This is a genomic window from Aliinostoc sp. HNIBRCY26 (genome assembly GCF_050235535.1).
In the GTDB taxonomy this organism is placed as follows: Bacteria; Cyanobacteriota; Cyanobacteriia; order Cyanobacteriales; family Nostocaceae; genus Trichormus.
In genome coordinates this window covers 2608437-2634721 of the sequence record NZ_CP189852.1, presented here as the reverse complement: position 1 = coordinate 2634721, position 26285 = coordinate 2608437, and the positions used below count along the sequence as shown (strand labels likewise).

Sequence of the window (26285 nt, the reverse complement as noted above, 5' to 3'; positions counted from 1 at the left end):
CCGATAAAGTGTAATATACCATAAGCCAAACATAGGTACTTGCCAGTCAAATTCACTAAAGTCGCAGTTATCAGGACAGCTTGCTTTTGTGTTATTGGTTTGATTTGGGTTGTGCAAGCTTAAAACCTGCGTTCAAAATCACTACCAGGACAGGATTTTATGAGCAATATCCAACTTTACTTTGCTAAAGCCTCTACTTTCTCGCAACGTACCCGTGTAGTTCTACTAGAAAAAGGTATTGACTTTACCCCGATAGAGATTGATTTACAGAATAAACCAGAGGGTTACACGCAGATTTCCCGCTATGGTAAAGTTCCAGCAATTCAACATGGGGATGTTGTGATCTATGAATCTGCAATTATTAATGAGTATTTAGAGGAAGTTTTTCCCGAACCTGCATTATTACCCCATGAGTCGGCAAAAAAGGCGATCGCTCGCATCTGGATCGACTACGCCAATACTCGCCTTGTCCCAGCTTTTAACAAATTTCTCCGTGGTAAAGATAGTCAAGAACGGGAACAGGGAAGACAAGAGTTCACAGAAGCACTCTTATATCTGGAACACGAAGGATTAGGTAAAGGTGATTACTTCTTAGGGGATCAGTTTAGTCTTGTTGATATTAGTTTTTATCCCTGGTTTGAACGTTTACCACTCTTGGAACATTTCCGTCAATTCACACTACCAGCAGAAACCCCACGTTTGCAGACATGGTGGAATCTGGTGCGCGATCGCGACTCAATTCAAGCAGTAGCTAATCCTGTGGACTTTTATCTACAAAGATTTGCCAAGATTTTAGGTGAACCTGTTCCCGTTGGAGCAAAGTAAAAGGCAAAAGGTAAAAGGTAAAAGGCAAAAGGTAAGAAATCTTGATGGTTTTCTGCCTTGTGCGTATTTCATACACAAGATAAATGGGGATGAACTATGAGCTTAAATCAAGTTCTAGACAGACCGATTTCCCAAACACTGCCATATGTAGAGGCTGAACTTACTTACCTCGTCCCGATGGCAGGAAAGCTCGTTAACTATACCTACGAGCCACCAGCAGGTATTCCTCGTACTACTGGAACTTACCAGGCGCACAAGTTACCTATTTATAATGCTCGTTCTATTTCAGAAGAAATTTCTTTAGATAGAGAAGGCTTTGGATTTACTCAACATCAAACTCAGGTGCATGACTTTTATGATGAAGAGGAATTGCGCCGCGTCTACTATCTTGAAGCCGAGCAATTATTAAAAGAGGTGACAGGTGCAGAGCAAGTAGTGATATTTGATCACACCTTGCGGAATGCTGCTCAATCCAAGCCTCATGAGAATAGCATTAAAGAACCTGTCAAGCGCGTCCATAATGATTTCACAGCCAAATCTGGCTATACTCGCGCTCGTTTAGAATTAGCGACACGGGGAATAGACAATATTGATGAGCTTCTACAACGACGGTTTGCGATCATTAATGTTTGGCGTGCGATCGCTCAACCCATACAAGAATCACCATTAGCAGTATGTGATGCCCAAAGTATTGCACCCACAGACCTTGTAACTGGTGATTTAGTATATCGCGATCGCGTTGGTGAAACCTACGCGGTTACTTATAACCAAGAACACAAATGGTTTTATTTTCCGCAAATGCACAGGGACGAAGCCTTATTTATCAAATGTTTCGACTCTGCAACAGACGGACGCGCTAGGTTTGCTGCTCACACAGCTTTTGAAGATCCTAGCAGTCCTTTAGATGCACTACCAAGAGAAAGTATAGAGTTGCGGACATTCGTTTTCTATCCCGATTAGTAGTGTTGTTTTCTACCTGCTGTTATACAAACTTTGGAGAATAGACATGGGTTACAAACATATAGAGGTTAAACCTACTTCTGGGTTCACTGGTGCTGAAATCAGTGGCGTGGATCTTGCACGTCCTTTGCAAGATGAGGTAGTTGCCGAAATTCGCAAAGCATTATTGAAGTGGAAGGTTGTGTTCTTTCGCAATCAAAACATAGATCATGCTGCACAAATTGCCTTTACAGCTCGTTTTGGTGAAGTTACCTACGCCCATCCCCACGAAGATGAGCCGATAGAAGGCTTTTCTCAAATCTTACCAATTGACCGCAGCCGCTTTGAACGGCGCAATGGTATACAACGTTCTAGCTACGAAAGCCGTTGGCACACTGATGTGACTGCGGTTGTTAACCCTCCTGCGGGTTCAATTTTGCGTGCGGTTAACGTTCCTAGCTTTGGCGGTGACACACAGTGGACTAATTTGGTTGCAGCCTACGAGGGTTTATCAGAGCCTCTAAAGAAATTAGCTGATGGATTAAAAGCCGAACATCGATTTAATGCACGTTTGCGAATACCTAGTAACAGCAAATATGCCCAACGTATAGCAGCTAATCCCCAAGTTTCAATTCACCCAGTGGTGCGCGTTCATCCTGAGACTGGTGAAAAAGCATTGTTTGTAAACCCTGGCTTCACTTCACACATTCTCGATGTATCAGCACAAGAAAGCGAACTACTGCTGGAGTTGTTCTTCAAACAAATCACTAAACCTGCCTACATCACCCGCTTCCGGTGGAATAATGGTGATATTGCCTTCTGGGACAACCGCGCCACCTCGCATTTAGCACCCCAAGATTTAGATCATATAGAAGTTGAGCGCGTACTCTATCGCACTACCATTACAGGTGATATTCCAGTTGGGCCTGATGGGTTTAAATCACAAATAGTTGAAGGTGAACCATTAACTAGTGATTTACCAACAGTCCTGAAGCAAAAATCTGAAAAGGTGTTAGCTGAACCAGCACTCAATTAAGGTACTTCCAACTAAAAAAATATACAATCCCTGTGGTGAGCAGGGGGGCAGGGAGCAGGGGGAAAATCAAAATATTCTCTCTCGGAAATTGAATAATTTATTTTCTGGAAGTCCCTAAGTTAGAAATTGTAGCGTTTCTCAATTCAAAGAAGTACATTTATAAAAAGTTTAGGTGTATTTCGATTACCTGAGAAACGCTATAAATCTGCACCCTCGCAAATTGGCGGGGGTATTCAGAAAAAAAGTGTTTTTAGCAATACAATCGGGTTGTCCTCTCGTAGCTTTTTGATAGTGTTGGGCATCCTTACGGTTCTTCTATCTGCCTTCGTTTTGTCATTTCATAACGTGACTGTACGAGTTTTGTTTTCTGAACATCTCGTACTAGGTTTCTTTTTACTTGGTGGATATGTAAAACCGGATCTACCAAATTCTTTCTTACTAATGTTTATGCGAATGTTATTAGTAGTACCACTAATGGCATTAGTAGCATTTAAACTATATCCATCAGCCCTGACAGAATTGCGAGACTTGTTTAGACGAGGAAGGAGGGATATTTTATTTCAAGCTTTTGGCTGTGGGATACTGATGTTTGTGTATATTGCTTTACTTTATGTTGCTATTGGCTTAATTCCTACTGGAATTGCCCTCACCTTATTTTTTACCTATCCTGTATTTACGGCTCTTCTATCTTGGAAATTTTTTGGCGATCGCCCTACATGGTTATGTTGGCTGGTGATGGCTATTATTCTTATAGGTAGTGTGCTGACAGTTCCTCAATCTTCTACTACCTACAGTAACCAGTCTATTAACATTGGCATCATCACAAGTGTTAGTTCTGGGATAGTTTACGCTTTTTATAACATCATTGCCCAAAAATGCTTAACTAGATTTCATCCAGTTCCCTTCACCTGGATTAGCTTTGCCTCTACTCTCATACTTTCTGGTGTTTGCTTACTGTTTTGGCCGTCTCCTGACACGCAACTTGATTGGACACCTTTGTGGATTGGCAGTATTTTTTCTGGTTTAGTCAGCTTTATCGGACACACCATGAATAATGCCGGAATTCGGATGATTGGTGCAACTACCGCCTCAATCATTGGTTCTAGCAGTCCAGCATTAACAGCGTTAGTTGCATGGTTAACAATTAGCGAAGCGTTAAATGCGATGCAAAGTGTGGGAATTGGGATTGTAACTTTTGGAATTGCGCTGTTGAGTGGGGAAAAGTGGATTAAATCATTGAACATGAGAAATTAATCTCATCTAATTTTCGGGAATTCCCTAAAAATTCAGTGCATAACCTCTCACGAGTGAGTACGATGAGGGAAGCTTAAATCGAGAGCGATCGCAATTTTTCTAAAAACCTCACTAGCTGGGGAAGTTTGTTCACTCGTAGCGATGGGATTTCCACTATCACCACCGCTACAAATACGCGAATCAATGGGGATTTGTCCTAACAGTGGTGCTTGTAATTCCGTTGCGAGTTGTTCACCCCCTCCACTACCAAAAATATAAGTGCGTGAACCACAATCCCCACAGATTAAATAACTCATATTTTCTACAATCCCCAGCACCGGAACACCGACTTGGCGGAACATATATATGTTACGTCGAACATCTGCAACAGCTACTTGCTGCGGAGTCGTCACCAGAATCACACCACAGATTGGACTTTCTTGAATAATCGTAATTTGAGCATCACCCGTACCTGGGGGTAAATCTATCAATAAATAATCTAATTCGCCCCATTCCACATCATTAATAAATTGGGTAATAATTTTGTGCAGAACAGGCCCCCGCCAAGCCAAAGGACGATTTTTTTCTGCCAGTAAACCCACCGACATTAATTTAATTCCTTGCACTTCCAGAGGTAAAAACTTCTCACCTGTAAGAGTCTGAATCACTTCCACATCAGTTTGTCCTAAACCCAACATTTGCGGAACATTCGGACCATAAACATCTGCATCCAATAGCCCAACTTTTGCCCCTTGTAAACTTAAAGCGGCGGCTATATTTACAGCAGTTGTTGATTTACCAACACCACCTTTACCACTAGAAATTCCCAGAGTAATTTTCACCCCAGGAATTGTACAAATTTGAATATAAGTCTTTTTACACCAAGATAAGGATGATAATTTAGCTTCAACGTCTGTTTTTAATTGCTGTTGATGAGAACCAATATATAAACGCAAATAAACGTAGTCATCAACTATGCGGAGATTCCGCACCATTCCCAAACTTACAATGTCATTTTTTAAAATTGGTTCAATGACTTGTTTAAGGAGTTTGACAACTTCTTGCTGATAAGAATTAACTTCTGCTTGCACCATTATTGCCAAACCTCTTAAAAAGTTTCATGAAATCATAGCAGACTAACTTTAAAAACACTCTGCGTTTCTCCGCGTTTACTTAGCGTTACTCTGCGTTAAAAAACAATATCTGTTTGTATCTTGTTAATCGCCCGTTGCGCTTGAATAGCAACTTCCCTATCAGGGTCATCTAACGCTTGTTGGAGTGGGATAATAACATCAGAATGAGCGAAATTACCCAGAGCAATTACAGCTTCTTTGCGGACATCTGCATATTCATCTGTTAAAGCCTGAATTAATTGCGGCATTACTTGAATATCTGGAATTTTTTGTAAGGCCTGTGCTGTTGCTTTTCTGACTTGCCAATGTTCATCACTTAAAGCAGTTTCTAAGGCAAAAATTGCTTGATGATTTGCGTGAAAAGCTAGAGATTTAGCCACATTACGCCGCACTTGCCAGTCACTATCATTAGTGAGTGCTTGACTGAGTTTAGTAATTATTTCTGTGTCTTGCAAATGTCCCAGAGTTAAAGCCGCAGCCCGCCGCACAACTGCTGATTCATCAAAAATTAAATCTAAAGCTTCATGGCATTTTTCTAGTTGATTAAGATATCGCAATGTAGTTATTGCAGCTTCTCTTAATTCGGGATTATTTGATTGTAAAAATGGTAATATATAGGGTAAAGATTGAATATCATGAATTTTTCTCAACAGCACTAAAATATTCAGTTGTGTATTGATATCATCAATTTGTAGTTTATCTAGTAAAAGTAATAAATTATCTTGATTAACTAACTCATTTAAAGCTGATGCAGATTCAGTCCGAATGTCTTCATCTTGCGAACTCAAGCATTCAATTAACGCCGGAATCGCCACAGGATTAGCAATTTCCCAAAGGGCAGATATAGCTATTTTCTGGACAGCTATATTTTCATCCTTAAGGGCAATAATTAAAGCATCAATGCTCTCTTCTTCGCCAAGATGTTGTAAAGTTTTAACAGCTACTAAGCGGTCATTAACATCAGGCGATCGCAACATTTCCAACCATTGATTTAATTCAGAATCAGCACTTATAAACATAATTTAATCTCCCCTCCAACTCTGACTCTCTGCGTGATATAAATTGATATTCTTCTTAAGAATGACCTAATTAACGCAACAAAAAAGGAATCTGCACCGTAATAGCATTAGTAGGACATTCCTTTTCACAAGGTAAACAAAACCAACACTCGTCATATTTCATATAAGCTTTCCCCGTCTCTGGATTCTTAGCCAACACATCTAAAGGACAAACTTCAATACAAGCTGTACATTTTTCCAAACATTTTGATTCATCAACAATGACAGGAACATCTACTCTCTGATTAATTAAAGCCATAAAACTCCTATTTTATTTTGTAATTAAACAGTTAACCGATAAAATAGATGAGGTAAATTAGCATGGATAATTTCACGCTCATACTTAAATCCCAGCTTTTCCATTACTCTTTGCGAAGCTTGATTTGTTGTAAGCGTAAAGCAAACTATATTTTTTAATTTCAGCAACTCAAAACCAATTTTCAATATTTGCTCACCCATTTCTGTAGCCAACCCTTGACCCCAAAATTTATCCATGAGTGCATAAGCTAATTCCACTTCGTTAATACCTTCTACACTAGTATTGCGAATTCCAGCGCGACCAACAAATTGATGATTATTTTTGTCTCGAAATACCCATAAGCCAAAACCATAACTTTGCCAATGATGTAAGTTATTGAAAATAAATAGCCGTGTTTCTTCATCAGAACGCACACCGCCTAAAGTAGTCATAACTTTTTGATTTTGGTGCATTCGACAAAGTTCATGTAAATGCTGAAATTGTAGCCGTTCTGCTAGCAGACGAGATGTAGAAAATTTTTCTATTATCTGCATAATTTTGATTATTCTAACTTTCATCTCACAGCTACATTGTATAGTTCTTTGGCTGTATCTACTTCGACAATGTAAGGGTCTACAGGTCGTTTGAATAATACCATTTGTCCTGATTCATCTTTCTTTAAATTGACATGACAGAACCATTCATCATCATTTTTTTCTGGATAATCTAAGCGGTAATGATATAGACCCCAGCGAGTTTCTTGACGATATAATGATGCTCTGGCTGCCATTTCTGCACAGTCTCGAATAAAATGGACTTCCAGAGAACGCATTAATTCATGGGGGTCACGCGCACCCATTAAATCTAATGTTTGTTGATATTGGACAAACTGTTTTAAACCAATTTCGATTTTGTTGCCTGATTTTGGTGGTTGGAGATAATCGTTAACTAAGCGTCTGAGTTTATATTCTACTTGGGTATGAGGTATGCCATTAGGTCGAGTTAATGGGGCATAAATTCTCGCTTTTTCTGCTTCTAAAAAATCGGCATCTGGTTCAATAAAATCTAAATCTTGGATATATTCAATGGCATGAGTTCCAGCTATACGACCGAAAACAAATGCCCCAATCATATAGTTATGGGGAACGCTGGCCATGTCTCCGGCTGCATATAAACCTGGGACTGTGGTTTGGGCGTTTTCATTTACCCACACGCCAGAAGCACTATGACCGCTACATAAGCCGATTTCGGAAATGTGCATTTCTACGCCGTGGGTGCGGTAATCTTCTTTTCTGCCTTGATGAAAACGTTCTCTACTTGGTCTTTCATTCGCCCAAAGTATGGATTCAATTTCGGCAATTGTATCTTCATCAAGATGGGTCATTTTCAGTTGGACTGGCCCTTTTCCTGAGTTCAATTCTTTCCAGATTTCCAACATCATTTGCCCACTCCAATAGTCGCAACTAATGAAGCGATTTCCTTCGGCGTTGGCTGTATGTGCGCCAAAAGGCCCGGCGACATAGGCGCAGGCAGGGCCGTTGTAATCTTTAATTAAGGGATTAATTTGAAAGCATTCAATGTTGCTGAGTTCTGCGCCTGCGTGATAAGCCATTGAATAGCCATCGCCGGCGTTGGTAGGATTTTCATAGGTGCCGTAGAGATAGCCGGAAGCGGGTAAGCCAAGTCTGCCACAAGCACCTGTACAAAGAATGACGGCTTTGGCTTGAATGATTATATAGTCGCCGTTTCTGACATCAAATCCGACTGCACCAACAGCACGTTCGTCTTTGACTAAGACACGGGTAGCCATCACCCGATTTGTCACTTTGACTTTGTGGCGTTTAACTTGGCGGCTGAGAATGGTTTTTAGGTCTTTACCTTCTGGCATAGGTAAGACATATTTACCCACACGATGCACTTGTTTTAAGTCATAGTTACCTTGGGCATCTTTTTGAAACTTTACGCCCCAACTTTCTAATTCTTGAATGACTTCGTGACCTAATTTACCGGTTTGATAGACGGCTTTTTGGTTGAGAATGCCATCGTTGGCGAGGGTGATTTCCCTGACGTATTGTTCTGGGGTGGAATGGCCGGGGATGACGGCTGTGTTGACTCCATCCATCCCCATTGCGATCGCACCACTCCGACGTATGTTAGCCTTTTCTAATATCAGCACCTCTGCATCAGGATTTGCCTGCTTGGCTTTAATACCTGCCATTGTGCCAGCCGTACCGCCGCCAATGACGAGTACATCAGTTTTTATGCGTTGAGTATTGATATCCATAATTTTTGGGGATTGGGGACTATGAAGGCAAAAGGTAAAAGGCAAAAGGCAAAAACAATCTTTTACCTTTTGACTTTTTCCTTATTTATTGCCTTGCCAAACGATGTCTTTTACTTGAATTTGCTTGGGAATGAGTTTGATTTTGTAAAAGGTATCGGCAATATCTTGTTGTTTGCTAATTATTTCATCGGTTAATGGGAGAACTCCGTACTGTCGGCGTTTCTCGGCAACTTCCAAGGCGGCGGCGGGAATGCCTAATTCTGGTTCTAGAAATTTAGCTACTTCTTGGGGGTTATTGGCTGCCCATTTATCGACTTTGGTGACTTCATCTAACAGGGTTTTCAACACCTCTGGGTGAGAATTTACAAAGGCTTGACTCGCCAGATAGTAGCCTCGATTGGGTGCTAAATTTGTGGCATCTGTGAGAATTCTTGCACCTGTAGCCTGTTCAACTGCTGCCAAGAAAGGATCCCAAATTGCCCAGGCATCAACGTTACCACCTTCAAAGGCTGCACGGGCATCTGCGGGGGTGAGATAGGCGGGTTTGATGTCAGTGTAGTTTAGTCCAGCTGCTTCTAAGGCTTTGACTACTAGATAGTTAGTGTTAGAACCTTTTGCGAAGGCGACTCTTTTACCTTTGAGTTCCGCTACAGTTTTAATCGGTGAATCTTTCGGCACAATTATGGCTTCGGCTTTGGGACTCCAAGGATCGTAAGCTATATACAGCAATGGAACTCCTCCAGCTTGGGCAAATATAGGCGGTGCTTCTCCTGTATAACCAAAGTCGATACTACCTGCATTCATCGCTTCTAGCATCGGCGGCCCGGCGGGAAATTCTGTCCATGTCACCTTTGCCCCAGCAGCAGTTAAAGCTTTTTCTACATCTCCCTTGGTTCTCATCGTGTTGAGAATAGTGGCTGCTTTTTGATAACCAATACGAACTGCAACACCTTGTGTTGTGGGACTGGAGTTTGTTGTGGGTGTGACCACAGAGTTGTTTGTATTGCCAGGGGAACAAGCCGAAACAACAAAGCTCAAACTTAGTCCCAAAGTAAAGCAGTAAATAAATTGATGAATTCTAGATATCTGATAATTCTGAAGGAAGTTTTTGACTCTCTTCATCCATTGAGGCGATACAAACTGACTCCACATAAGCACAGTGATTACATAACCACAATAAATACTACGATATTTTGAGCGATTTGCCGTACTTTTGTGGTAAAATATTCATATAGATAAATAGCTACAATAGCTTGTAACTCTTGATCACTACTAAAAATATGTCTACTGGCAAAAAACTGAGTTTGACAGATGATTTGTACCAATATCTGTTGTCTGTATCCCTGCGCGAACCGGAAATTTTATTACAACTGCGCCAGGAAACTGCTAATCATCCCCGTGCCAATATGCAGGTTGCACCAGAACAAGGGCAATTTTTGGGATTTTTGGTACAGCTAATTGGTGCGAAGAAAACTTTGGAAGTAGGTGTATTTACGGGTTATAGTTCTTTGAGTGTTGCTTTGGCACTGCCACCAGATGGTAAGGTTGTAGCCTGTGATGTCAGTGAGGAGTTTACATCTGTGGCTCGTCGCTATTGGGAAAAAGCGGGAGTAGCAGATAAAATTGACTTGCATCTTGCGCCAGCTACGGAAACTTTAGAACAGTTGTTAGCACAAAATCAAGCAGAAACCTTTGATTTTGCCTTTATTGATGCTGATAAAGAAAATTATTATCGCTATTACGAACTAGCATTACAGTTGGTTAGGCCTGGTGGTTTAATTGCAATTGATAATGTATTGTGGTCTGGAAAAGTGGCTCAACCGGAAGTACAAGATACAGCTACCGTCGCTATTCGGGAGTTTAACAGTAAACTAGCCCAAGATGATCGCATAGATATTAGTTTGATTACGATCGCAGATGGGCTAACTTTAGCACGTAAACGCCATTAAGATTGGGGACTGGGGACTTGTACTGAGCTTGTCGAAGTATTGGGGATTGGGGATTGGGAATTGTTGATTCTTCTCAACTTCCTTGTCTCCCTTGTCTCCCTTGTCTCCCTGCCCTCTGCCCCCTGCGACGATATAATATGCAAATTTAAAATACTACAGCTTAATCCCTCTTTTGTTACTACGGGGAGAGAAAAATACTGTCCCTACTTTGAACGCTAAACAAAATAATGAATTGTGCGATCGCATCCTTATTTTGTCATTTAAATCCCCTTGTTGAAAAAAGGGTTAAAGATAGGGGTTTCAGATTATTCTCTGCCGAAGGTAACAAAAGAGGGTTAATTCTGTGGCTTTTCGGGAATAACTGGTAACTTTGGTTGTTGCTGTTCTTGCTGTTGTTTTAATTTTTCCTGGGCAATGGTTTGATTAGTTTGTGCTATGGTGTTTTTTGGATCTAGTGCTAATGTGGCTGTAAATGCAGCGATCGCATCTTCTAATTTGCCTAGTTTTAATAAAGCTATCCCTTTCCCTAAGAGGATATTTGCGTCATTTGGTGTAAGGGTGTCGGCGCGATTGTAGGCGGTGAAGGCTTCTTGGTAACGTCTGAGGTTCAATAGCACTATACCCCGGTTATACCATCCTAAAGATAATTCTGGATTGATGCCAATGGCGCGATCGGCTGAGGCTAAGGCTTCTTGATTGCGTGAGAGATGCCATAGAATTACACTCCGATTCGCCAAGCTATTGGCTAGTAGTGTATTTTCTGTAGATTTACTATTTTCTATAGCTTTATTGTAGGCTGCCAGTGCTTCTGGATAGCGTTCTAAACTTTTGAGGATTCTGCCTTTATTAAACCAGGCTTGGGCATATTTAGGGTTAATAGTCGTAGCGCGATCGCTATTAGCAATAGCTTGGGAATATCTACCTAAATACCATTGGGTGACGGCGCGATTGTTCCAGGCTTCGGCGTAGTTGGGATTGAGGGCGATGGCGCGATCAATTGAAGCTAATCCTTCTTCATAGTTACCCATTCCCGCTAACGCAATTCCGCGCTGTTCCCAAGCTAGTGCGGGAGTTGTATTACCCCATCGGTTATCACCTTGGATGGCTTGTTCACTGGCTGCTTGAGCTTCTTTATATTTGCCTAATTTGTTAAATGTGGCACTTTGATGAGCTAATGCCAAGGAATAGTTAGGGCTTAATTTTACCGCAAATTCAAAGGAAACACTAGCTTGTGCGGGTTTATCGACGCTGGCTAAGGCTTCTCCGTGGGTAAGCCAGATATCTGCATCTTTGGGATTCATGGCTATGGCTTGATCAAATGAGGCGATCGCTTCTTCTATTTGACCATTTTTTTGTTGTGCTAATCCTTTATGATACCAAGCGATCGCCGGTGAACTATCGCCCCAATGTTGATTAGCTTTGATGGCTTGATCGCAGGTTTCAATTGCTTCGTATAATCTTGCTAAATTTGTTAAGGCTTGGCATTTACCCACCAAGGCTAAAGAGTTTTGAGAATTGAGATTTAATGCTTGGTTAAATGAGTCTGTAGCTTCCAAGAATTTGCCTAATTTACTTTCGGCGGTTCCCTTATTATACCAAGCTAATTCTGCTGTGGTATCACCCCAATTACCATCAGCACGCAAAGCTAAATCACAGGCTGCATTCGCCTCGGCATATTTATTTAAATTTAACAAGGCTTGACAGCGTTGGGCTATGGCTAAGGCATATTTTGGTTGCAGACGCAAGGCGCGTTCTGCTGATACTAAAGCTTCGCTATATTTGGCTTGTTTAATTAAAATATCGGTTCTTAGTACCCAAATCTCAGCATTTTCTGGTTTAAGTGCAATGGCTTGATTACAGGCTGCGATCGCTTCTTCGTATTTCTTTTCCTCTCCTAAGAGTTTACAAAAACTCTCCCAATAATCAAAGTCTTTTAGTTCTAGTTTTTCTTGGGCTAATAAGGCTGTGGGTATTAGCCCAGTGATCAATAACAATATGAAGCTGAGTAAATAACCTTTGCGGAAAAATATTTTGGGAAAAGATGGATGAGATTTTATCTGATTGCTAAACTCCACCACCGGCACATAGAGTTTTAATGCAGGCTTGTTATTTGACGTTGGTAAATAGTAGAGTTTTTCCCTGGTGAATGTCCGCCGCTTTTGGGTTTTGGCGAAGAATCTTTGCATATAAATTATGAAAAATTAAATTTAGTTAATTTTATTTACAGCTAATATAGCTGAAATGCAACACAGATAAAAATATAGCAAAATTCAGGAATTAATTGATACTATGCAAACATTTGCAAACATCAAATATTACTCAGGCTAGAACATGACAAAATGCAGCCAAATACGATAATTAAGTAGAAAGAAAAATTTAATCAAAATTTATGAATCCAGTGATTTCGATTGTGATTCCCGTTTATAATCGGGAGCATTATCTTGGTGCTGCTATTGCTAGCGTTTTAGCTCAAACTCGGTCAGATTTGGAATTATTGATTTGGGATGATGGTTCTACAGATAATTCTCTAGCGATCGCGCGTGAGTATGAACAGTATGATCATCGGGTGCGGGTGGTAGCATCTAGAAATCAGGGAACGGCCAAGGCTATAAAAGCAGCGATCGCCCAAACTCGTGGTAAATATATTGGTTGGGTGGACAGTGATGATTTGTTAGCACCCACCGCATTACAAGAAACAGCTGCGGTGTTAGATGCAAAATCAGATATTGGTTGGGTGTACACCGATTATTTAGATATTGATAGGCAAAATAGTATTATCAGTTATGGTTATCGTTGTCTCATTCCTTATCATCGTGAAGAACTATTAAATAAGTTTATGACATTTCACTTCCGATTAATGCGGCGGGAAGTGTTTGATTTAGCAGGTGGAATAGACACATCGATAAGATATGCAGAAGACTATGATTTATGTCTACGCCTGTCAGAAGTTAGTCAAGTTGAACATATTTTTAAACCACTATATTATTATCGTCATCATTCAGAAAATTTATCTATTAAATATACAGCTTTACAGGCTAAATATGCTCGTCAGGCTGTAGAGAAAGCCAAACAAAGGCGTAAATCTCAGAAAGCAAGAACCAGTTTAGTTAGTATTTTTTTATTATTGGGTTTATTTCCTAGTATTGCTCAAGCACAATCCATTACACCAGCGAATGATGGTACTGGTACGATTGTGAATAACCAAGGAAATCAGATTGATATTAGTGGCGGGAGTTTGAGTAGCGATCGCGCCAATCTTTTTCACAGTTTCTCACAGTTTGGTTTGGATAGCAATCAAACAGCAAATTTTCTATCTCAACCATCGATTCAAAACATCTTAGGGCGTGTGACGGGTGGTAATGCTTCTTATATTAATGGTTTAATTAAAGTCACGGGTGGTAATTCTAATTTATTTTTAATTAATCCCAATGGTATTATTTTCGGCAACCATGCTAGCTTAAATGTTCCCGCTTCATTTACCGCCACTACCGCCAATCAGATTGGCTTTAGTCATAGTAATAGTTATTTTCATACCCAGGGTTGGAATAATTACGCCAATCTGCTAGGAACACCTAATAGTTTTGTCTTTGATGCTAACTCAAACGGAACGATTATTAATACAGCTAATCTGGCTGTGACACCAGGTAATAACTTAACTTTATTAGGTTCTACTGTTGTCAGTACAGGCGAACTTTCTGCGCCAGGTGGAAATATTAATGTTGCGGCTGTTCCTGGTTCTAGTTTAGTCCGTCTAAGTATACCTGGTAATCTTTTAAGTTTAGAAATTTTACCTCCGGCTACTAATCTCAATAACTACCAAAATTCCCTGGCGAACCTGTTGACTGGTGGCGGAGTAAATCATGCAACCCAACTAATAGTCAATCATCTCGGCGAAGTAGAATTAGTTGGTTCTGGTTTGCCAGTAAATCGTAATGATGTGATAGTAAAACACGCCAATGCTCAAACAGTGAATTTGCTAGCTCATCATAATTTAATATTACCAGAAACCAAAATTACCACAACTAATAATTTAAACTTACTGGCGAATAATTCTGTTATAGTGCGTGATAGCACCACAAATAATGTTTCTATAATTGCCGGAAATAATCTGTTACTACAAGGTAATGCAGGGATTGACATATTAGCTATTAATCATCTCAATCGCACAAGTTTTATTAGTGGCGGAGATTTAACTTTAATTAGCAATGGCAAGATTTCTCTAGATACTCACTTTGCTAGTGGCGGTAAGTTTTCTATTCTCAATAATCAGGGTAATCAGGGTAATTTTATCAGTCTTTATGACCCAATTATTAGTGCTAATGGAGATGTTACCTTTGGTGACTACACTGGACCCGCTTTAAAAGTGGAATCTACAGGTAGTATTACAGCAGGTAATATTACAATTAATAATCCAGATTTTACACTTTGTCCATATGGTATTTGTTCCGCCGATGAAAGTATTTTAGCTAATGAACCAGCCTTAATTTTAAGAGCTGGTTTAAGCAGTTTAGAATCTAATGCTAACGTTCCTCCTACTACACAATCGGGAACTGTCTTTAATAGCCCTGGCGGTTCATCTACGCCAGCTAATATTACAGTTGGTGATATTAACACTAGTACAAGTGTGTCTAGTTCAATTTATCCACTTGGTGGGAGTGTAATTTTACAATCAGTGAGTGGTGATATTTCTACAGGTGAAATTAATTCTTCCGCGAGTTTCTTTGATGAAGTACCTGATGATGTTGTGGCTGGTTTAGTTGATATTCAAGCTTTTGGTAATGTGACAACAGGTAATATTAATTCTTCTACTAGTGATTCTAATTCAGAGAATTTGACCAGTGGTGCAATTAATATTCAAGCCGGTGGTAATGTCACAACAGGTGATCTTGATTCATCAGCCAGCATGATGAGTTTTGCCAATCTTACGGCTGGCAATATTAATATCACATCTGGAGGAGATGTTTCTACAGGGAATATTAATACATCATTACTTAGCCCCAATTCTAGTTTTTCCGATACTAACATTGCGGGTTCAGTGAGGATTACAGCTACAGGTAATCTCACGACAAATATCATTGGTACTTTTGCCAATAGTAGTTACGGCACACTGACAGCAGGAAATGTTAATTTACTATCAAGTAAAAATATTACTTTTACTAGTATTAACACTAAAGCTCAAACGACAGATTTTGGTGATGCTAACGCCGGAGATGTGAGTGTTTTAGCTAATGGAGTCGTCAAGGGATTAGGATTAGTGATTGATAGGGAATTTCCTGGTAATACTATCTTGACTGTGGGAGATAGTCTTTCCGGTGAGGTGGAAATTCAACATGATGGTGGCGTTGATAATGTACCATTCATAGTTGGTGATTCTAGCGAAAACGGTACATTAGGTAGTATTAATACAGGTAATTCTGCAATCACCCCAACTTCACCAGTTAATATATTTCCGGTTTTAGAAAATGGTGGAATAGCTAGTGATACTCCCAGTGGGATTAGGATTATATCTATTAATAGTCCGCCGACTGTCACCGCCAATAGTAATATTCCCAGCACAGAAGTCAATAAGTCCATAACATTTAATTTTGGTGATTTAAATGTTACAAGTGATGATGTCAATCTAGATAACCACACCATAACTTTTACAGCATTAAAAAGCGGCACTTTAACATTAGCAGACGGCACAATTATTACACCAGGAACAACATTAGATGCAAATACAACGTTAATTTACACACCACCAACTGATGCGACTGGTGACATTACAGCCTTTAGTATTACAGCTAGCGATCGCGTTTCTGCCTCATCTGAGCAAAATATTACTGTTAAAGTTACACCAACGCCAACGCCAACACCCACACCCGCGCCAACACCCGCACCAACACCCACACCAACGCCGACACCCACACCAGTCATTCCAGACAATTCTCCTAACCCTGCAATTTTAGAAAAAATTTCTCCCACCTCTCCTACTGTCGTCACTCCACAGGCGGTGGTGAATCAAATCGTTCCCGAAATTGATGAAAAATTCACCAATAAAGTTCAGCAATACTTGGGTAAAACATCTCTCCCTAGAATTGCCAATACCAATACAGCCCAGAACATCTTACAAGACATTGAAACGGCGACGGGTGTAAAACCTGCATTAATTTACGTGAGTTTTGTACCGCAGATGTTGGCTAATCCCAATCAAGCTGCAAGCAACAAAGCACTAGAAATTGAATCTGACGACGATCGCCTAGAATTAATAGTAGTCACAGCTAAGGATAACCCAGTCCGCAAAGTTTTACCCATCACGCGATCGCAAATATTAGCTGTAGCGAGAATCTTTAAAAGCCGCATCACAGATCCTAGCTTGCGAAAAGACTATATAGAATCCAGCCAGCAATTATATGAATGGCTAATTCAACCCATCGAAGGTGAACTACAAAAATATGGTGTGCAGAATTTAGTGTTTATCATGGATAGCGGATTGCGATCGCTACCCATCGCCGCCCTTTATGATGGTAAACAATATCTCGTAGAAAAATATAGCGTCGGCTTAATGCCTAGTCTCAGCCTCACCGATACCAAATACGTAGATGTGAGGAAAGCCCAAGTTTTAAGTATGGGTGCATCAAAATTCACCAACCAGCAACCTTTACCAGCCGTACCCACAGAACTCAACACCATCACCCCCCGCCTGTGGGTAGGTAAATCCTTTCTCAACGAAGCCTTTACCCTGAAAAATCTCCAAACCCAACGCCAGCGAACGCCCTTCGGGATTATCCACTTGGCCACCCACGGCGAATTTAAACCAGGCGCGCCTAGTAACTCCTATATTCAACTGTGGGATACACAATTGCAAATGGATCAAATCCGCCGACTAGGTTGGAATGATCCGCCGGTAGAATTAGTAGTATTAAGTGCTTGTCGTACCGCCCTTGGAGATGAGGAAGCAGAGTTAGGCTTTGCTGGTTTTGCAGTGCAAGCCGGTGCTAAGTCTGCCTTAGCTAGTTTGTGGTATGTCTCCGACGAAGGGACATTAGGTTTAATCAGTGAATTTTACAACCGTTTAAAAACCGCCCCCATCAAAGCCGAAGCCCTCCGCCAAGCCCAAGTAGCAGCCCTCAAAGGGGAGGTACGTTTAGAAAACGGTAGACTAGAAACCACCAGGGGAGGTGTGATTTTACCCCCTATTTTAGCCGAACTAGGTGACAAAGATATCAGTCATCCCTACTTTTGGTCTGCCTTTACGATGATTGGGAATCCTTGGTAGTCATTAGTTATTAGTCAATAGTCAATAGTCAATAGTCAACAGTTAAATATTTCTGAATTGCTATCTGAGTTAGTAGCGTAATCATTTTCCCAACTGATTGGGAATGCCTTCACAACCGCCAGGAATTGTGCTTCTGGTTTTTTCTCCACCCCAAGCGCAGCAGTAATAACGATTGGCATCAGACATTCTCTGGACATTGCTAAAATCAGCGTTTTCCACTACTGCACCTGTATATTCGCCAGTCTCATAGTCTGGGGGTTCAGTGCGGCTGCGGGGTGATGCGGCTTCTAGTGAGCCATAGAATAGGCGTACACCATTGAAGTCAGAACCACTTAAATCCGCATCATATAAAATTGTGCGGGAAAGGTTGGCTTTAACTAAATCGCAACCACTGAGGTTAGCGCGGACAAGATTGGCTTCACTCAGATCCGTCCAGCGTAAATCTGTGTTAGCAAGGTCTGCTGCTGCTAACATCACGCCTAAATCTATCACCCGCACGCCTTCTAAACGGTCTTCTGCATAGCCGCCAACACCGTTGAGAATGGCTCTACCGAGACGACGATCGCGTTTTAGGGGTGTAAGTAATTTAGAACGGGACAAAAAACGCAAAATTTTCGCTTTCCCACTACCATCAACACTACTAAAAATTGCTGCCGTCCGACCTTCTGCGATCGCTCTTTCTTGTGGCCAGTCTTCTAGTAATCCTTCTTCATCCAGCACCAAGTCAGAAACGCCTTGAAAATAAGAGTCGATGGTTTGTTGTTGGGTAATAATATTTTGCTGCACCGTTAGCAGATTTTGCTGAATTGTCAAGTCTTTAGAAATAATGTACTGTCGCCAAGCTACAAACACAGCAATAACCGCAATCAAAATTTGTCCTAATGCACCGAACCATTCCGCCAAAGTTCCCGACGCATCCCAGTTCACCCGTTTACCCCACAGCAGCAAGCGATCGCTCACACCAGTAAACTTCAACGCCCCAATGAACGCGACTACTAACCCCATCAAGGCAATAAATATAGTTCTATTCTGCTCAGATAACCGTTCCTGGACTAGATACTTGATCCAAGGCCAAAGGATTAACAAAGATAGCAGCAACGTTAACACCGTTCCCACCACACCGATAATCCCATTATTCAGAGCTACGCCAACACAAGTCATGGCGATCGCTACCACAGTCATTAACAATGCTCTAGGCTTAATTGTTAATTGAGGCTTGCGGCTAATAGAAAAACTAGAACGAGCCTTTTGTAAGGCTGCGGTATTTTGCGGAGATTGCAAAGACGAGATAGCAGCCAAGGCTTGCTGTGTAGCCAGCGTTTCTGATGTCAGGCGATTTTCTTCACCTGGACTTGCGCCATCAAAATCATCCGGTTGCAAGTCATCATCAAGTCCCGATTCTGGGTTTAGGGGTTTAGAAGAGTTAGATTCAATCGTCATGTCTACTATTTTGCACCAGCAAGTCAATTACCTAAAGTATTCCCTCTGAAAGATTAAGGGTATAGGGGCTGGGGACTTGTACTGAGCTTGTCGAAGTATTGGGGATTGGGGAGACAAGGTAGACAAGGTAGACAAGGTAGGAGATGAGAAAAACTGTTCCCTGTTCCCTGCTCCCTGTTGACTATTCCTTTATCAGTAAAAATATGCTACTGTTGTGTATAATTTCCCAACATATTGTTACAAACAGTAAACTGTCAAAACAAACACAAAACTATCTAAACGCATTCGTGATAGTTGATACGATTCTAAAAAATGGGTAGTTTTAACATTGTTTTATGAGTTCTGTCGTTACAGCATGGCTTCTTGGCGTGGCTTAATTGCCTGTGGTTTTATTACTTGCTTGACTGTTGGGTGTAGTGGGGATCTAAACGCATCTACAGCCAAAACTCAGGAAGTGGTCAAGAAAATTAATGTTTCCCAATTTGTTGCTGAAGCACAAGATAGTAAACAGGCAGAAAAGTTATTTGTACAAGGAAATCATCTATTAGATGCGCGACGCTATCAAGACGCTATAGGGATGTATGATCAAGCGATCGCCATTCAACCAGAAAATGCAGATATTTGGATTAACCGAGGTAATGCCCTAGCATCTTTACAAAAGTATAAAGACGCTCTCTCATCCTACGACAAAGCGATCGCCCTCCAGCCAGAACAGGATGAAGCTTGGTATAACCGAGGTAACGTGTTAATGACCTGGCAAAACTATAAAGGTGCAATAGCAGCATACGACAAAGCGATCGCCCTTGCACCTGACAAAGCCGCAGCCTGGATTAATCGGGGAATTTCCCTTAGTAAACTGCAACGCTATCCAGAAGCGTTAAAGTCCTATGAGCGAGCGATCGCCATCAAGCCAGATAAACCCGAAGCCTACTATAATCGGGCTTGTACCTACGCCTTACTTAGTGATGTCAAATTAGCAACCCAAAACTTACAAAAAGCCATACAACTTGCTCCTGATAAATATCAAGAATTAGCAAAAACTGACCCAGATTTTGATAAAGTACGTAACAGTGAAGAATTTAGGGCGGTAGTCAATAGTCAATAGTCATTAGTCCATAGTCATTAGTCATTAGTCATTAGGGAACAGAATCTTTAATTTTGAATTTTGAATTTTGAATTTTGAATTTATCCGTCCCCAATCCCCAACCTATGAAAAAACTCTTAATCACCGGAGCAAGCGGATTTTTGGGATGGCATTTGTGCAGAATAGCTAAAGAGAATTGGGAAGTTTATGGGACATATTATTCCCATGATATAGAAATTCCAGGTGTTAAATTAAGCAAATTAAACTTAATAGACTTTGCTGAAATTAAGCAGATATTCAGTGAAATTAAACCAGATGCAGTAATTCATACAGCTGCTTCTTCACAACCCAACTTTTGTCAGCTTCATCCTGAAGAATCATACACAATTAACGTCACCGCATCTTGTAATATTGCTGGACTTTGTGCAGACTATCAAATTCCTTGTGCTTTTACATCCACTGACTTAGTTTTTGATGGTTTAAACGCACCTTATCAAGAAACAGATACCACTTGTCCTGTGAATATTTATGGTGAGCAAAAAGTCATGGCAGAAATAGGAATGCTAGAACGCTACCCCATGACAGCAGTGTGCAGAATGCCTTTAATGTTTGGGAATGCCACACCTACTGCTAACAGTTTTATCCAGCCATTTATTGAGATTTTAAAACAGGAAAAAGAACTCAAGTTATTTATTGACGAATTTCGCACACCAACCAGTGCTAATACTGCGGCACAGGGTTTATTATTAGCCTTAGAAAAAGTCAATGGCATCATTCATTTAGGCGGCAAAGAAAGAATCTCCCGCTATGATTTCGGCAGAATTTTAGTTGAAGTTTTCCAACTTCCCAACACCGGATTACAAGGCTGTCTACAAACAGATGTCAAAATGGCTGCACCAAGACCAAAGGATGTCTCCTTAAATAGTTATCAAGCCTTTAAATTAGGATACAAACCCCTTTTTATTAAAGAAGAATTATCAGCCCTGTATTCTGATTACAACATGGCAAATAATTAAAGGTTTGTAGTGAGAATTTTAGTTCTCAAAGTAGGACTAAAGTCCTTACTACGAACTCTATTTTAGCATTTTTATTGCGAATTGCGAACTGCGAATTGCGAATTGCGAATTGGCATTATGGTGTACGTAAATAAATTACCTGATTTTGATTGTTATAGATAAATAAAGGTAAACTGGCATTTTCACTAATGACCGTTAACGCGTCTTGTAGACCTTGCCAATGATTGGCGATATCAGTGATCGCACCGGAATTATTATTAGTATCTTCAGAAATACTATTTTGGAGAATTCGTTCGTACTCAGGGGTAATTCTGACAATAATTCCCTTTTGATCCACTGTGAAGTTGCAGATTCTGATGTTACTAGAGCAGGTTTTTTCTAAATCGACACGAGTTTGTCGCCAAGCATTATCTAGTTCTAGTTTTGTTTGTGCTTCCTTGAGCGCAGCAGAATATCCAGGAATCAGACCTTGAGCTTGACTATAGTACAAACTATCATTCGAGATTTGTTTAGCCGCCTGTAAAGCCTGTTCCCAATAGATAACAGCAGCTTGCCATTGCTGTTTTTGTTCGTAAGCTTTAGCTTGTCTAGCAATGCTGGTAAGTTGCTGGAAATTTTTTGCGCCTAGTTCTTCTAGGGTGACGCGATCGCGCGCTCTGGCTAATTTAGGTTTATACTCCAGTAACAGTTGTTGTGCCTCTTGGTAGGCTGGACTAGTCTGAGGGATAACATTCAAGGCATTAATAGTAATTTGCCAAGTAGACTGTACCTTTTGCCACTCTTTCAGACTTTGAGCCGCACTTTCTCGCTGTGTGGCGACATTAGCCACAGCTTTAGCATCCACCAACTTTTTCAGCCATTTTTCTTCTGCTACTAATTGTTGATTAATAGTTTTGAGACTGGCACGATATTTCAATAACCTGGGTGAAACCAATCGGTAAAGGTCATTATTGGGACGAATCGCTTCTAAAGGCGCGATCGCTTGTCTCCAGAGGTTTTGTCTAGCTTTTAATTCCTCTGGGTTTTTCGCGGGTGTTCGCATTTTTTGCTCTGCAACAGCAGCAGCCTGTAAAGCCTGTAGCACCTGACTAATTTTTTCTGATTGAGCAGACAAACCAGATTTGAGTTCTTCTGCTTGTTGATGACGCGATGACCACCAGGGGATCACTGATAAAGCTTCACTAGTTTTGTTCAGCTGTTCTGTAATGACAGCTAAATCCTGGTCAGACTTAGCACGACTGAGTAATTGTCTAGACTCAGTTTTTAGTTTGGTTGCGGCTTGCAGTTCTTCACACTCAGACATCACACAAGGACGAGTTACCACATAAGCACCCGCACTACCAAACACAAGCACTCCTATCAACCCCACACCCAAAAACATCAAAGGAAAAGGTCTACGGTGTGGAGTTGTTAATAAATCTGGTGAACCCGCTAAAGGGTCAAAGATTTCTTCTTCTTCATCTTCTGATTGACTAATTGGCGGCGAATAAGCCAGGGGAAATTCCATCGAGGAAGAAGCAGATTCCTCTTGAGGTACTTCCTCATCCTCTGCAACTGGGGTTTCTACTGGTTCAGGAACTTTAATATTCAAAGAACGTTTTGCATAAGGCAGTTTTTCCCCTACCATTCTCAAAAAGCATTGAATTCGTTGCTCATTATGTGATGCTAGCGAATGCAACACTTCCTCAATAACAGAAAAAACTTGCTCAGTGTCAACATTTATACCAACTGGGTGTTGAATCAGAATCATCAACTCGTCTTTGTTGACAGCACACTTAATGTGGAAAACTTCACCAGATGGGACTTCCGCCAGGAATTGTTCCTGTAAGGTTCTGGCTAAAATTTGCAAATCTTCCTGCTGGACTGCTACTGTCATAGAGCTTTCCTGCTGGTTTTCTATATGATGTTTTTTATCTTTAACGGACTCAAATGGAGATTTTTCGTTGATTGAAGGCGGATGCACAGTTTAACCAACCATTAGTCATAAAAATCCAATAGACCAATTTTTTAACACACAATTTGGCGTTGTCACGAAAAATTCAAGTGTGGGTCAATAGTCAATAGTCAATAGTCAATAGAGAACAGGGAACAGGGAACGGAATCTTTAATTTTGAATTTTGAATTTTGAATTTTGAATTGATTAGCCCCAATCCCATCTTAAGTAAAATTACCGAGAAAACAATAATGCCAGTCCAAGACAATACCCGCAAGTTGGTGTTAGAAATTAAATGTGCTGCATTTACTGAATTCGATAGAATTGATACGTGAAACATTAGTTTTTATAGTTATCCAAGGTTTGGTTATCTGATTGGGGTGCAGTCCAAAGCCCAAAAACAGCACCAAAATAATTCGCTGAAAGTATAAATATTCAGGTGCGTAACAATGGATTTATTAGAGTATCAAGTTAAAGAATGGTTTGGTGAAATCGGCATTCCAGTATTGCCTTCCCAACGTATATATCATCCTACAGATTTAAAACGGCTGAAAATTAAATATCCGATTGTACTAAAATCGCAAGTACACGCAGGCGATCGCGCCAAAGCTGGAGGTGTGAGAATTGTAGAAACCACCATCGATGCAGTAGCGGCGGCTCAAAATATTTTTAACTTGCCCATTTGGGGGGAATTACCAGAAGTCGTACTGGCAGAATCTAAGTATGTTGCTAGTCAAGAATTTTATTTAGCCGTAGTTTTAGATACCGCTATTTGCCGACCCATCCTTTTAGGTTGCCAAGAACCGGATGTAGATTGGGAATTAGCCGGTGAAAAAATGCAATACGTGGTTGTGGAACAGGAATTTTCGCCTTTTTACGCGCGGAGATTGGCTTTAAAAATGGGTTTGCAAGGCGCACTGATGCAATCAGTCAGTGGTGTTTTAGAGAAACTGTACCAGTTGTTTTTACAAAAAGACTTAGACTTAGTGGAAATTAATCCCCTCGCCATTAATCATGCAGGGGAAGTCATGGCACTAAATGGTAAAGTGCGAGTTAATCAAAGAGCCATAGGGAGACATCCAGAAATTGCCGCAATGGCTGCTAAAATGGTCGGTCATCATGGCAAAAATCAGATTAACACCCGGTTGGGTGACTGGGATAGTTTAGCGATGCAAGGTAAAATTGGCATCTTGGGCAATGGTACAGGCTCAATGATGGCAACCTGTGATTTAGTCAGTAGTGCTGGTGGTAAACCAGGTATGTGTTTAAATCTCCGACACGCCTCGGTTATTGAGACTGCACCAACTACGTTTTGCGATCGCCTCATCAAAGGTTTAAATATTTTAGCTGCTGACAAAAGCATTCAGGTAATACTCATTAATCTTCTCGGTAGTATTCCCGAACCAGAAGCCGCAGCTGCGGCTATTGTTGAATTCATCTCACACCACCAAAACGAACAAACATCATCAAATTTACGCACCAACGGCAATAAACGAGAGTTTAATTCACCCTATGTAGTGATTCGTTTAGCTGGTTCAGAATTAAACGCTGCTAAAAACGTTTTAGCCCCATTAGAAACTGATGCTCACAGGCTCATCATAGTAGAAAATCTAGATGAAGCCGTAGCCACAGCAGTTAACTTAGTTAAACCCCCCGCCTACCAAAAAGTGTCGTAACTGTGACATATAACCAGTGACAGGTGACAGGTAATCAAGGATATAATTCTCCCAGTCCCCAGCCTTTAAATTTTGGATTTAGGATTGACAATAGCGTAGCGTTAGCGACGCAGGAGCGTCTTTTGGATTAAATTCAATCTAAAATCTAAAATTCAAAATCTAAAATTCCCAGTCCCCAATCCCCAGTCCCCAATTATGAACTTAACGCCAGAGAGCAAAGTTATCATTCAAGGCTTCAGCGAATTTATTTCAGCTACTCATATTGCTCAAATGAAAGCCTATGGGACAAATATAGTCGCTGGTGTCGCTCCTGGACGTGGTGGACAGGAAATCTATGGTTTACCCGTATTTGATTTGGTAGAAGAGGTAGCGGAGAAATTTGGTGTGATTGACACAACAATTATTTGTGTCCATCCATACCAAGTTTTAGATGCTGCTTTAGAAGCGATCGCTTCTGATATTAGTCAGATTATCATCATTTCTGCTGGCGTACCGCCTTTGGATATGGTGCAATTACTCCGCAAAGCTGAAGATTATGAAACTTTGGTAGTCGGCCCCAACAGTCCAGGAATTATCGTCCCAGGAAAAATCCTCTTGGGTACACACCCCAGCGAATTTTACACACCAGGTTCAGTAGGAATCGTGAGCCGTAGCAGTACCCTCACCTATGAAGTAGCTTGGGAACTGACAAAAGCAGGTTTAGGACAGTCAATCAGTGTCAGTATTGGTAGTGATGCCATTGTGGGTTCTTCATTTTTGCAATGGCTGCAAATCTTAGATGAGGATGACACGACCGAAGCCATTGTGTTAGTCGGTCAACCTGGTGGGGGTAGTGAAGAAACCGCCGCCAGATACATCGCTGAAGCTATTGATAAACCAGTTGTAGCCTACATTGCAGGTAGAGAAGCTCCACCGAGAAACACTTGGCGACAAACAGGAACTTTAGTCACCGTCGTAGGTCGTCCACCCAACTTTGGGACAGCACAAAGCAAAATCGCCGCCTTTGAAGCCGCAGAAGTCCCCGTTGCAGAACGCCCGTCTTTAATTCCCGAATTATTAAAAAAGTCAATTAGCCTCTAAATTTCAGATTTTAGATTTTGGATCAATTCGCAATTAATACCCATATCAAAAACCTACACCTGTCAGCTACCTCGCTATGGGGTTTTAAACTCACAACTCACAA

Annotated in this window: 19 protein-coding genes; 10 read left to right on the top strand and 9 right to left on the bottom strand. The window is 40.9% G+C overall.

What is annotated here, in order from left to right; genetic code table 11:
- The first annotated feature begins 159 nt into the window (after nt 1-159).
- The 4 genes from ACQFX9_RS11180 (at nt 160) to ACQFX9_RS11165 (ending at nt 4054) form a co-directional block, all read left to right on the top strand.
- Entirely contained in the window at nt 160-825 is a 666-nt protein-coding gene (locus ACQFX9_RS11180) for a glutathione S-transferase family protein (RefSeq protein WP_427162059.1), read from the top strand.
- 96 nt (nt 826-921) lie between these two features.
- A complete protein-coding gene (locus tag ACQFX9_RS11175; RefSeq protein ID WP_427162058.1) occupies nt 922-1785 on the top strand; it encodes a CmcJ/NvfI family oxidoreductase in 864 nt (287 codons plus the stop codon).
- Nucleotides 1786-1831: 46 nt separating this feature from the next.
- Nucleotides 1832-2800, top strand: coding sequence for a TauD/TfdA dioxygenase family protein (locus ACQFX9_RS11170; protein ID WP_427162057.1), 969 nt, complete (start codon nt 1832-1834; stop codon nt 2798-2800).
- A 291-nt stretch (nt 2801-3091) separates the two neighbouring features.
- A complete protein-coding gene (locus ACQFX9_RS11165) occupies nt 3092-4054 on the top strand; it encodes a DMT family transporter (RefSeq protein ID WP_427162056.1) in 963 nt (320 codons plus the stop codon).
- Nucleotides 4055-4101: 47 nt separating this feature from the next.
- Here the strand turns inward: ACQFX9_RS11165 and ACQFX9_RS11160 are convergent, their stop codons facing one another.
- The 6 genes from ACQFX9_RS11160 to ACQFX9_RS11135 form a co-directional block, all read right to left on the bottom strand.
- Nucleotides 4102-5127 (bottom strand): P-loop NTPase, encoded by a 1026-nt coding sequence (locus ACQFX9_RS11160; protein ID WP_427162055.1) that lies wholly within the window; start codon nt 5125-5127, stop codon nt 4102-4104.
- 95 nt (nt 5128-5222) lie between these two features.
- Nucleotides 5223-6185 (bottom strand): HEAT repeat domain-containing protein, encoded by a 963-nt coding sequence (locus tag ACQFX9_RS11155; protein ID WP_427162054.1) that lies wholly within the window; start codon nt 6183-6185, stop codon nt 5223-5225.
- Nucleotides 6186-6255: 70 nt separating this feature from the next.
- Nucleotides 6256-6483: a 4Fe-4S dicluster domain-containing protein gene (locus tag ACQFX9_RS11150; RefSeq protein ID WP_053455107.1), complete on the bottom strand. Its 228-nt coding sequence runs from the start codon at nt 6481-6483 to the stop codon at nt 6256-6258.
- Between the two features lie 23 nt (nt 6484-6506).
- On the bottom strand, nt 6507-7016 hold the full coding sequence (locus ACQFX9_RS11145; RefSeq protein ID WP_427162053.1) for a GNAT family N-acetyltransferase: 510 nt from the start codon (nt 7014-7016) through the stop codon (nt 6507-6509).
- Between the two features lie 20 nt (nt 7017-7036).
- Nucleotides 7037-8746: a fumarate reductase/succinate dehydrogenase flavoprotein subunit gene (locus tag ACQFX9_RS11140; RefSeq protein ID WP_427162052.1), complete on the bottom strand. Its 1710-nt coding sequence runs from the start codon at nt 8744-8746 to the stop codon at nt 7037-7039.
- An 81-nt stretch (nt 8747-8827) separates the two neighbouring features.
- Nucleotides 8828-9736, bottom strand: a complete 909-nt coding sequence (locus tag ACQFX9_RS11135; RefSeq protein WP_427162051.1) for a sulfonate ABC transporter substrate-binding protein — start codon at nt 9734-9736, stop codon at nt 8828-8830.
- 290 nt (nt 9737-10026) lie between these two features.
- Between ACQFX9_RS11135 and ACQFX9_RS11130 the strand changes: the two genes are divergently transcribed.
- Nucleotides 10027-10695, top strand: coding sequence for a class I SAM-dependent methyltransferase (locus ACQFX9_RS11130; protein WP_427162050.1), 669 nt, complete (start codon nt 10027-10029; stop codon nt 10693-10695).
- 335 nt (nt 10696-11030) lie between these two features.
- On the opposite strand, the gene ACQFX9_RS11125 is transcribed toward ACQFX9_RS11130, so the two are convergent.
- Nucleotides 11031-12881: a tetratricopeptide repeat protein gene (locus ACQFX9_RS11125; protein WP_427162049.1), complete on the bottom strand. Its 1851-nt coding sequence runs from the start codon at nt 12879-12881 to the stop codon at nt 11031-11033.
- Between the two features lie 203 nt (nt 12882-13084).
- On the opposite strand from ACQFX9_RS11125, the gene ACQFX9_RS11120 reads away from it, so the two are divergent.
- On the top strand, nt 13085-17953 hold the full coding sequence (locus ACQFX9_RS11120; protein WP_427162048.1) for a CHAT domain-containing protein: 4869 nt from the start codon (nt 13085-13087) through the stop codon (nt 17951-17953).
- Nucleotides 17954-18034: 81 nt separating this feature from the next.
- Here ACQFX9_RS11120 and ACQFX9_RS11115 read toward each other — a convergent pair whose 3' ends face one another.
- Nucleotides 18035-19393 (bottom strand): pentapeptide repeat-containing protein, encoded by a 1359-nt coding sequence (locus ACQFX9_RS11115; RefSeq protein WP_427162047.1) that lies wholly within the window; start codon nt 19391-19393, stop codon nt 18035-18037.
- A 355-nt stretch (nt 19394-19748) separates the two neighbouring features.
- Between ACQFX9_RS11115 and ACQFX9_RS11110 the strand changes: the two genes are divergently transcribed.
- Both ACQFX9_RS11110 and ACQFX9_RS11105 read left to right on the top strand, forming a co-directional pair.
- Nucleotides 19749-20498, top strand: a complete 750-nt coding sequence (locus ACQFX9_RS11110; protein WP_427162046.1) for a tetratricopeptide repeat protein — start codon at nt 19749-19751, stop codon at nt 20496-20498.
- Nucleotides 20499-20602: 104 nt separating this feature from the next.
- Nucleotides 20603-21493, top strand: a complete 891-nt coding sequence (locus tag ACQFX9_RS11105) for an SDR family oxidoreductase (RefSeq protein ID WP_427162045.1) — start codon at nt 20603-20605, stop codon at nt 21491-21493.
- A gap of 115 nt (nt 21494-21608) precedes the next feature.
- Here the strand turns inward: ACQFX9_RS11105 and ACQFX9_RS11100 are convergent, their stop codons facing one another.
- Nucleotides 21609-23369 carry a hypothetical protein gene (locus ACQFX9_RS11100; protein ID WP_427162044.1) on the bottom strand — a complete coding sequence of 587 codons (1761 nt, stop codon included), beginning with the start codon at nt 23367-23369 and terminating at the stop codon, nt 21609-21611.
- A 506-nt stretch (nt 23370-23875) separates the two neighbouring features.
- Between ACQFX9_RS11100 and ACQFX9_RS11095 the strand changes: the two genes are divergently transcribed.
- Nucleotides 23876-25102 carry an ATP-grasp domain-containing protein gene (locus ACQFX9_RS11095; protein WP_427162043.1) on the top strand — a complete coding sequence of 409 codons (1227 nt, stop codon included), beginning with the start codon at nt 23876-23878 and terminating at the stop codon, nt 25100-25102.
- 195 nt (nt 25103-25297) lie between these two features.
- Nucleotides 25298-26182, top strand: a complete 885-nt coding sequence (locus tag ACQFX9_RS11090) for a succinate--CoA ligase subunit alpha (RefSeq protein ID WP_427162042.1) — start codon at nt 25298-25300, stop codon at nt 26180-26182.
- Nucleotides 26183-26285 lie beyond the last annotated feature (103 nt).

Excerpts from the sequence above, each read along its gene's own strand:
- ACQFX9_RS11170 (WP_427162057.1), top strand. The coding sequence starts at position 1,832 with ATGGGTTACAAACATATAGAGGTTAAACCTACTTCTGGGTTCACTGGT.
- ACQFX9_RS11105 (WP_427162045.1), top strand. The coding sequence starts at position 20,603 with ATGAAAAAACTCTTAATCACCGGAGCAAGCGGATTTTTGGGATGGCAT.
- ACQFX9_RS11145 (WP_427162053.1), bottom strand. The coding sequence starts at position 7,016 with ATGCAGATAATAGAAAAATTTTCTACATCTCGTCTGCTAGCAGAACGG.
- ACQFX9_RS11115 (WP_427162047.1), bottom strand. The coding sequence starts at position 19,393 with ATGACGATTGAATCTAACTCTTCTAAACCCCTAAACCCAGAATCGGGA.
- ACQFX9_RS11180 (WP_427162059.1), top strand. The coding sequence starts at position 160 with ATGAGCAATATCCAACTTTACTTTGCTAAAGCCTCTACTTTCTCGCAA.
- ACQFX9_RS11160 (WP_427162055.1), bottom strand. The coding sequence starts at position 5,127 with ATGGTGCAAGCAGAAGTTAATTCTTATCAGCAAGAAGTTGTCAAACTC.
- ACQFX9_RS11140 (WP_427162052.1), bottom strand. The coding sequence starts at position 8,746 with ATGGATATCAATACTCAACGCATAAAAACTGATGTACTCGTCATTGGC.
- ACQFX9_RS11090 (WP_427162042.1), top strand. The coding sequence starts at position 25,298 with ATGAACTTAACGCCAGAGAGCAAAGTTATCATTCAAGGCTTCAGCGAA.
- ACQFX9_RS11150 (WP_053455107.1), bottom strand. The coding sequence starts at position 6,483 with ATGGCTTTAATTAATCAGAGAGTAGATGTTCCTGTCATTGTTGATGAA.
- ACQFX9_RS11175 (WP_427162058.1), top strand. The coding sequence starts at position 922 with ATGAGCTTAAATCAAGTTCTAGACAGACCGATTTCCCAAACACTGCCA.
- ACQFX9_RS11155 (WP_427162054.1), bottom strand. The coding sequence starts at position 6,185 with ATGTTTATAAGTGCTGATTCTGAATTAAATCAATGGTTGGAAATGTTG.
- ACQFX9_RS11130 (WP_427162050.1), top strand. The coding sequence starts at position 10,027 with ATGTCTACTGGCAAAAAACTGAGTTTGACAGATGATTTGTACCAATAT.
- ACQFX9_RS11125 (WP_427162049.1), bottom strand. The coding sequence starts at position 12,881 with ATGCAAAGATTCTTCGCCAAAACCCAAAAGCGGCGGACATTCACCAGG.
- ACQFX9_RS11120 (WP_427162048.1), top strand. The coding sequence starts at position 13,085 with ATGAATCCAGTGATTTCGATTGTGATTCCCGTTTATAATCGGGAGCAT.
- ACQFX9_RS11095 (WP_427162043.1), top strand. The coding sequence starts at position 23,876 with ATGGATTTATTAGAGTATCAAGTTAAAGAATGGTTTGGTGAAATCGGC.
- ACQFX9_RS11110 (WP_427162046.1), top strand. The coding sequence starts at position 19,749 with ATGGCTTCTTGGCGTGGCTTAATTGCCTGTGGTTTTATTACTTGCTTG.
- ACQFX9_RS11100 (WP_427162044.1), bottom strand. The coding sequence starts at position 23,369 with ATGACAGTAGCAGTCCAGCAGGAAGATTTGCAAATTTTAGCCAGAACC.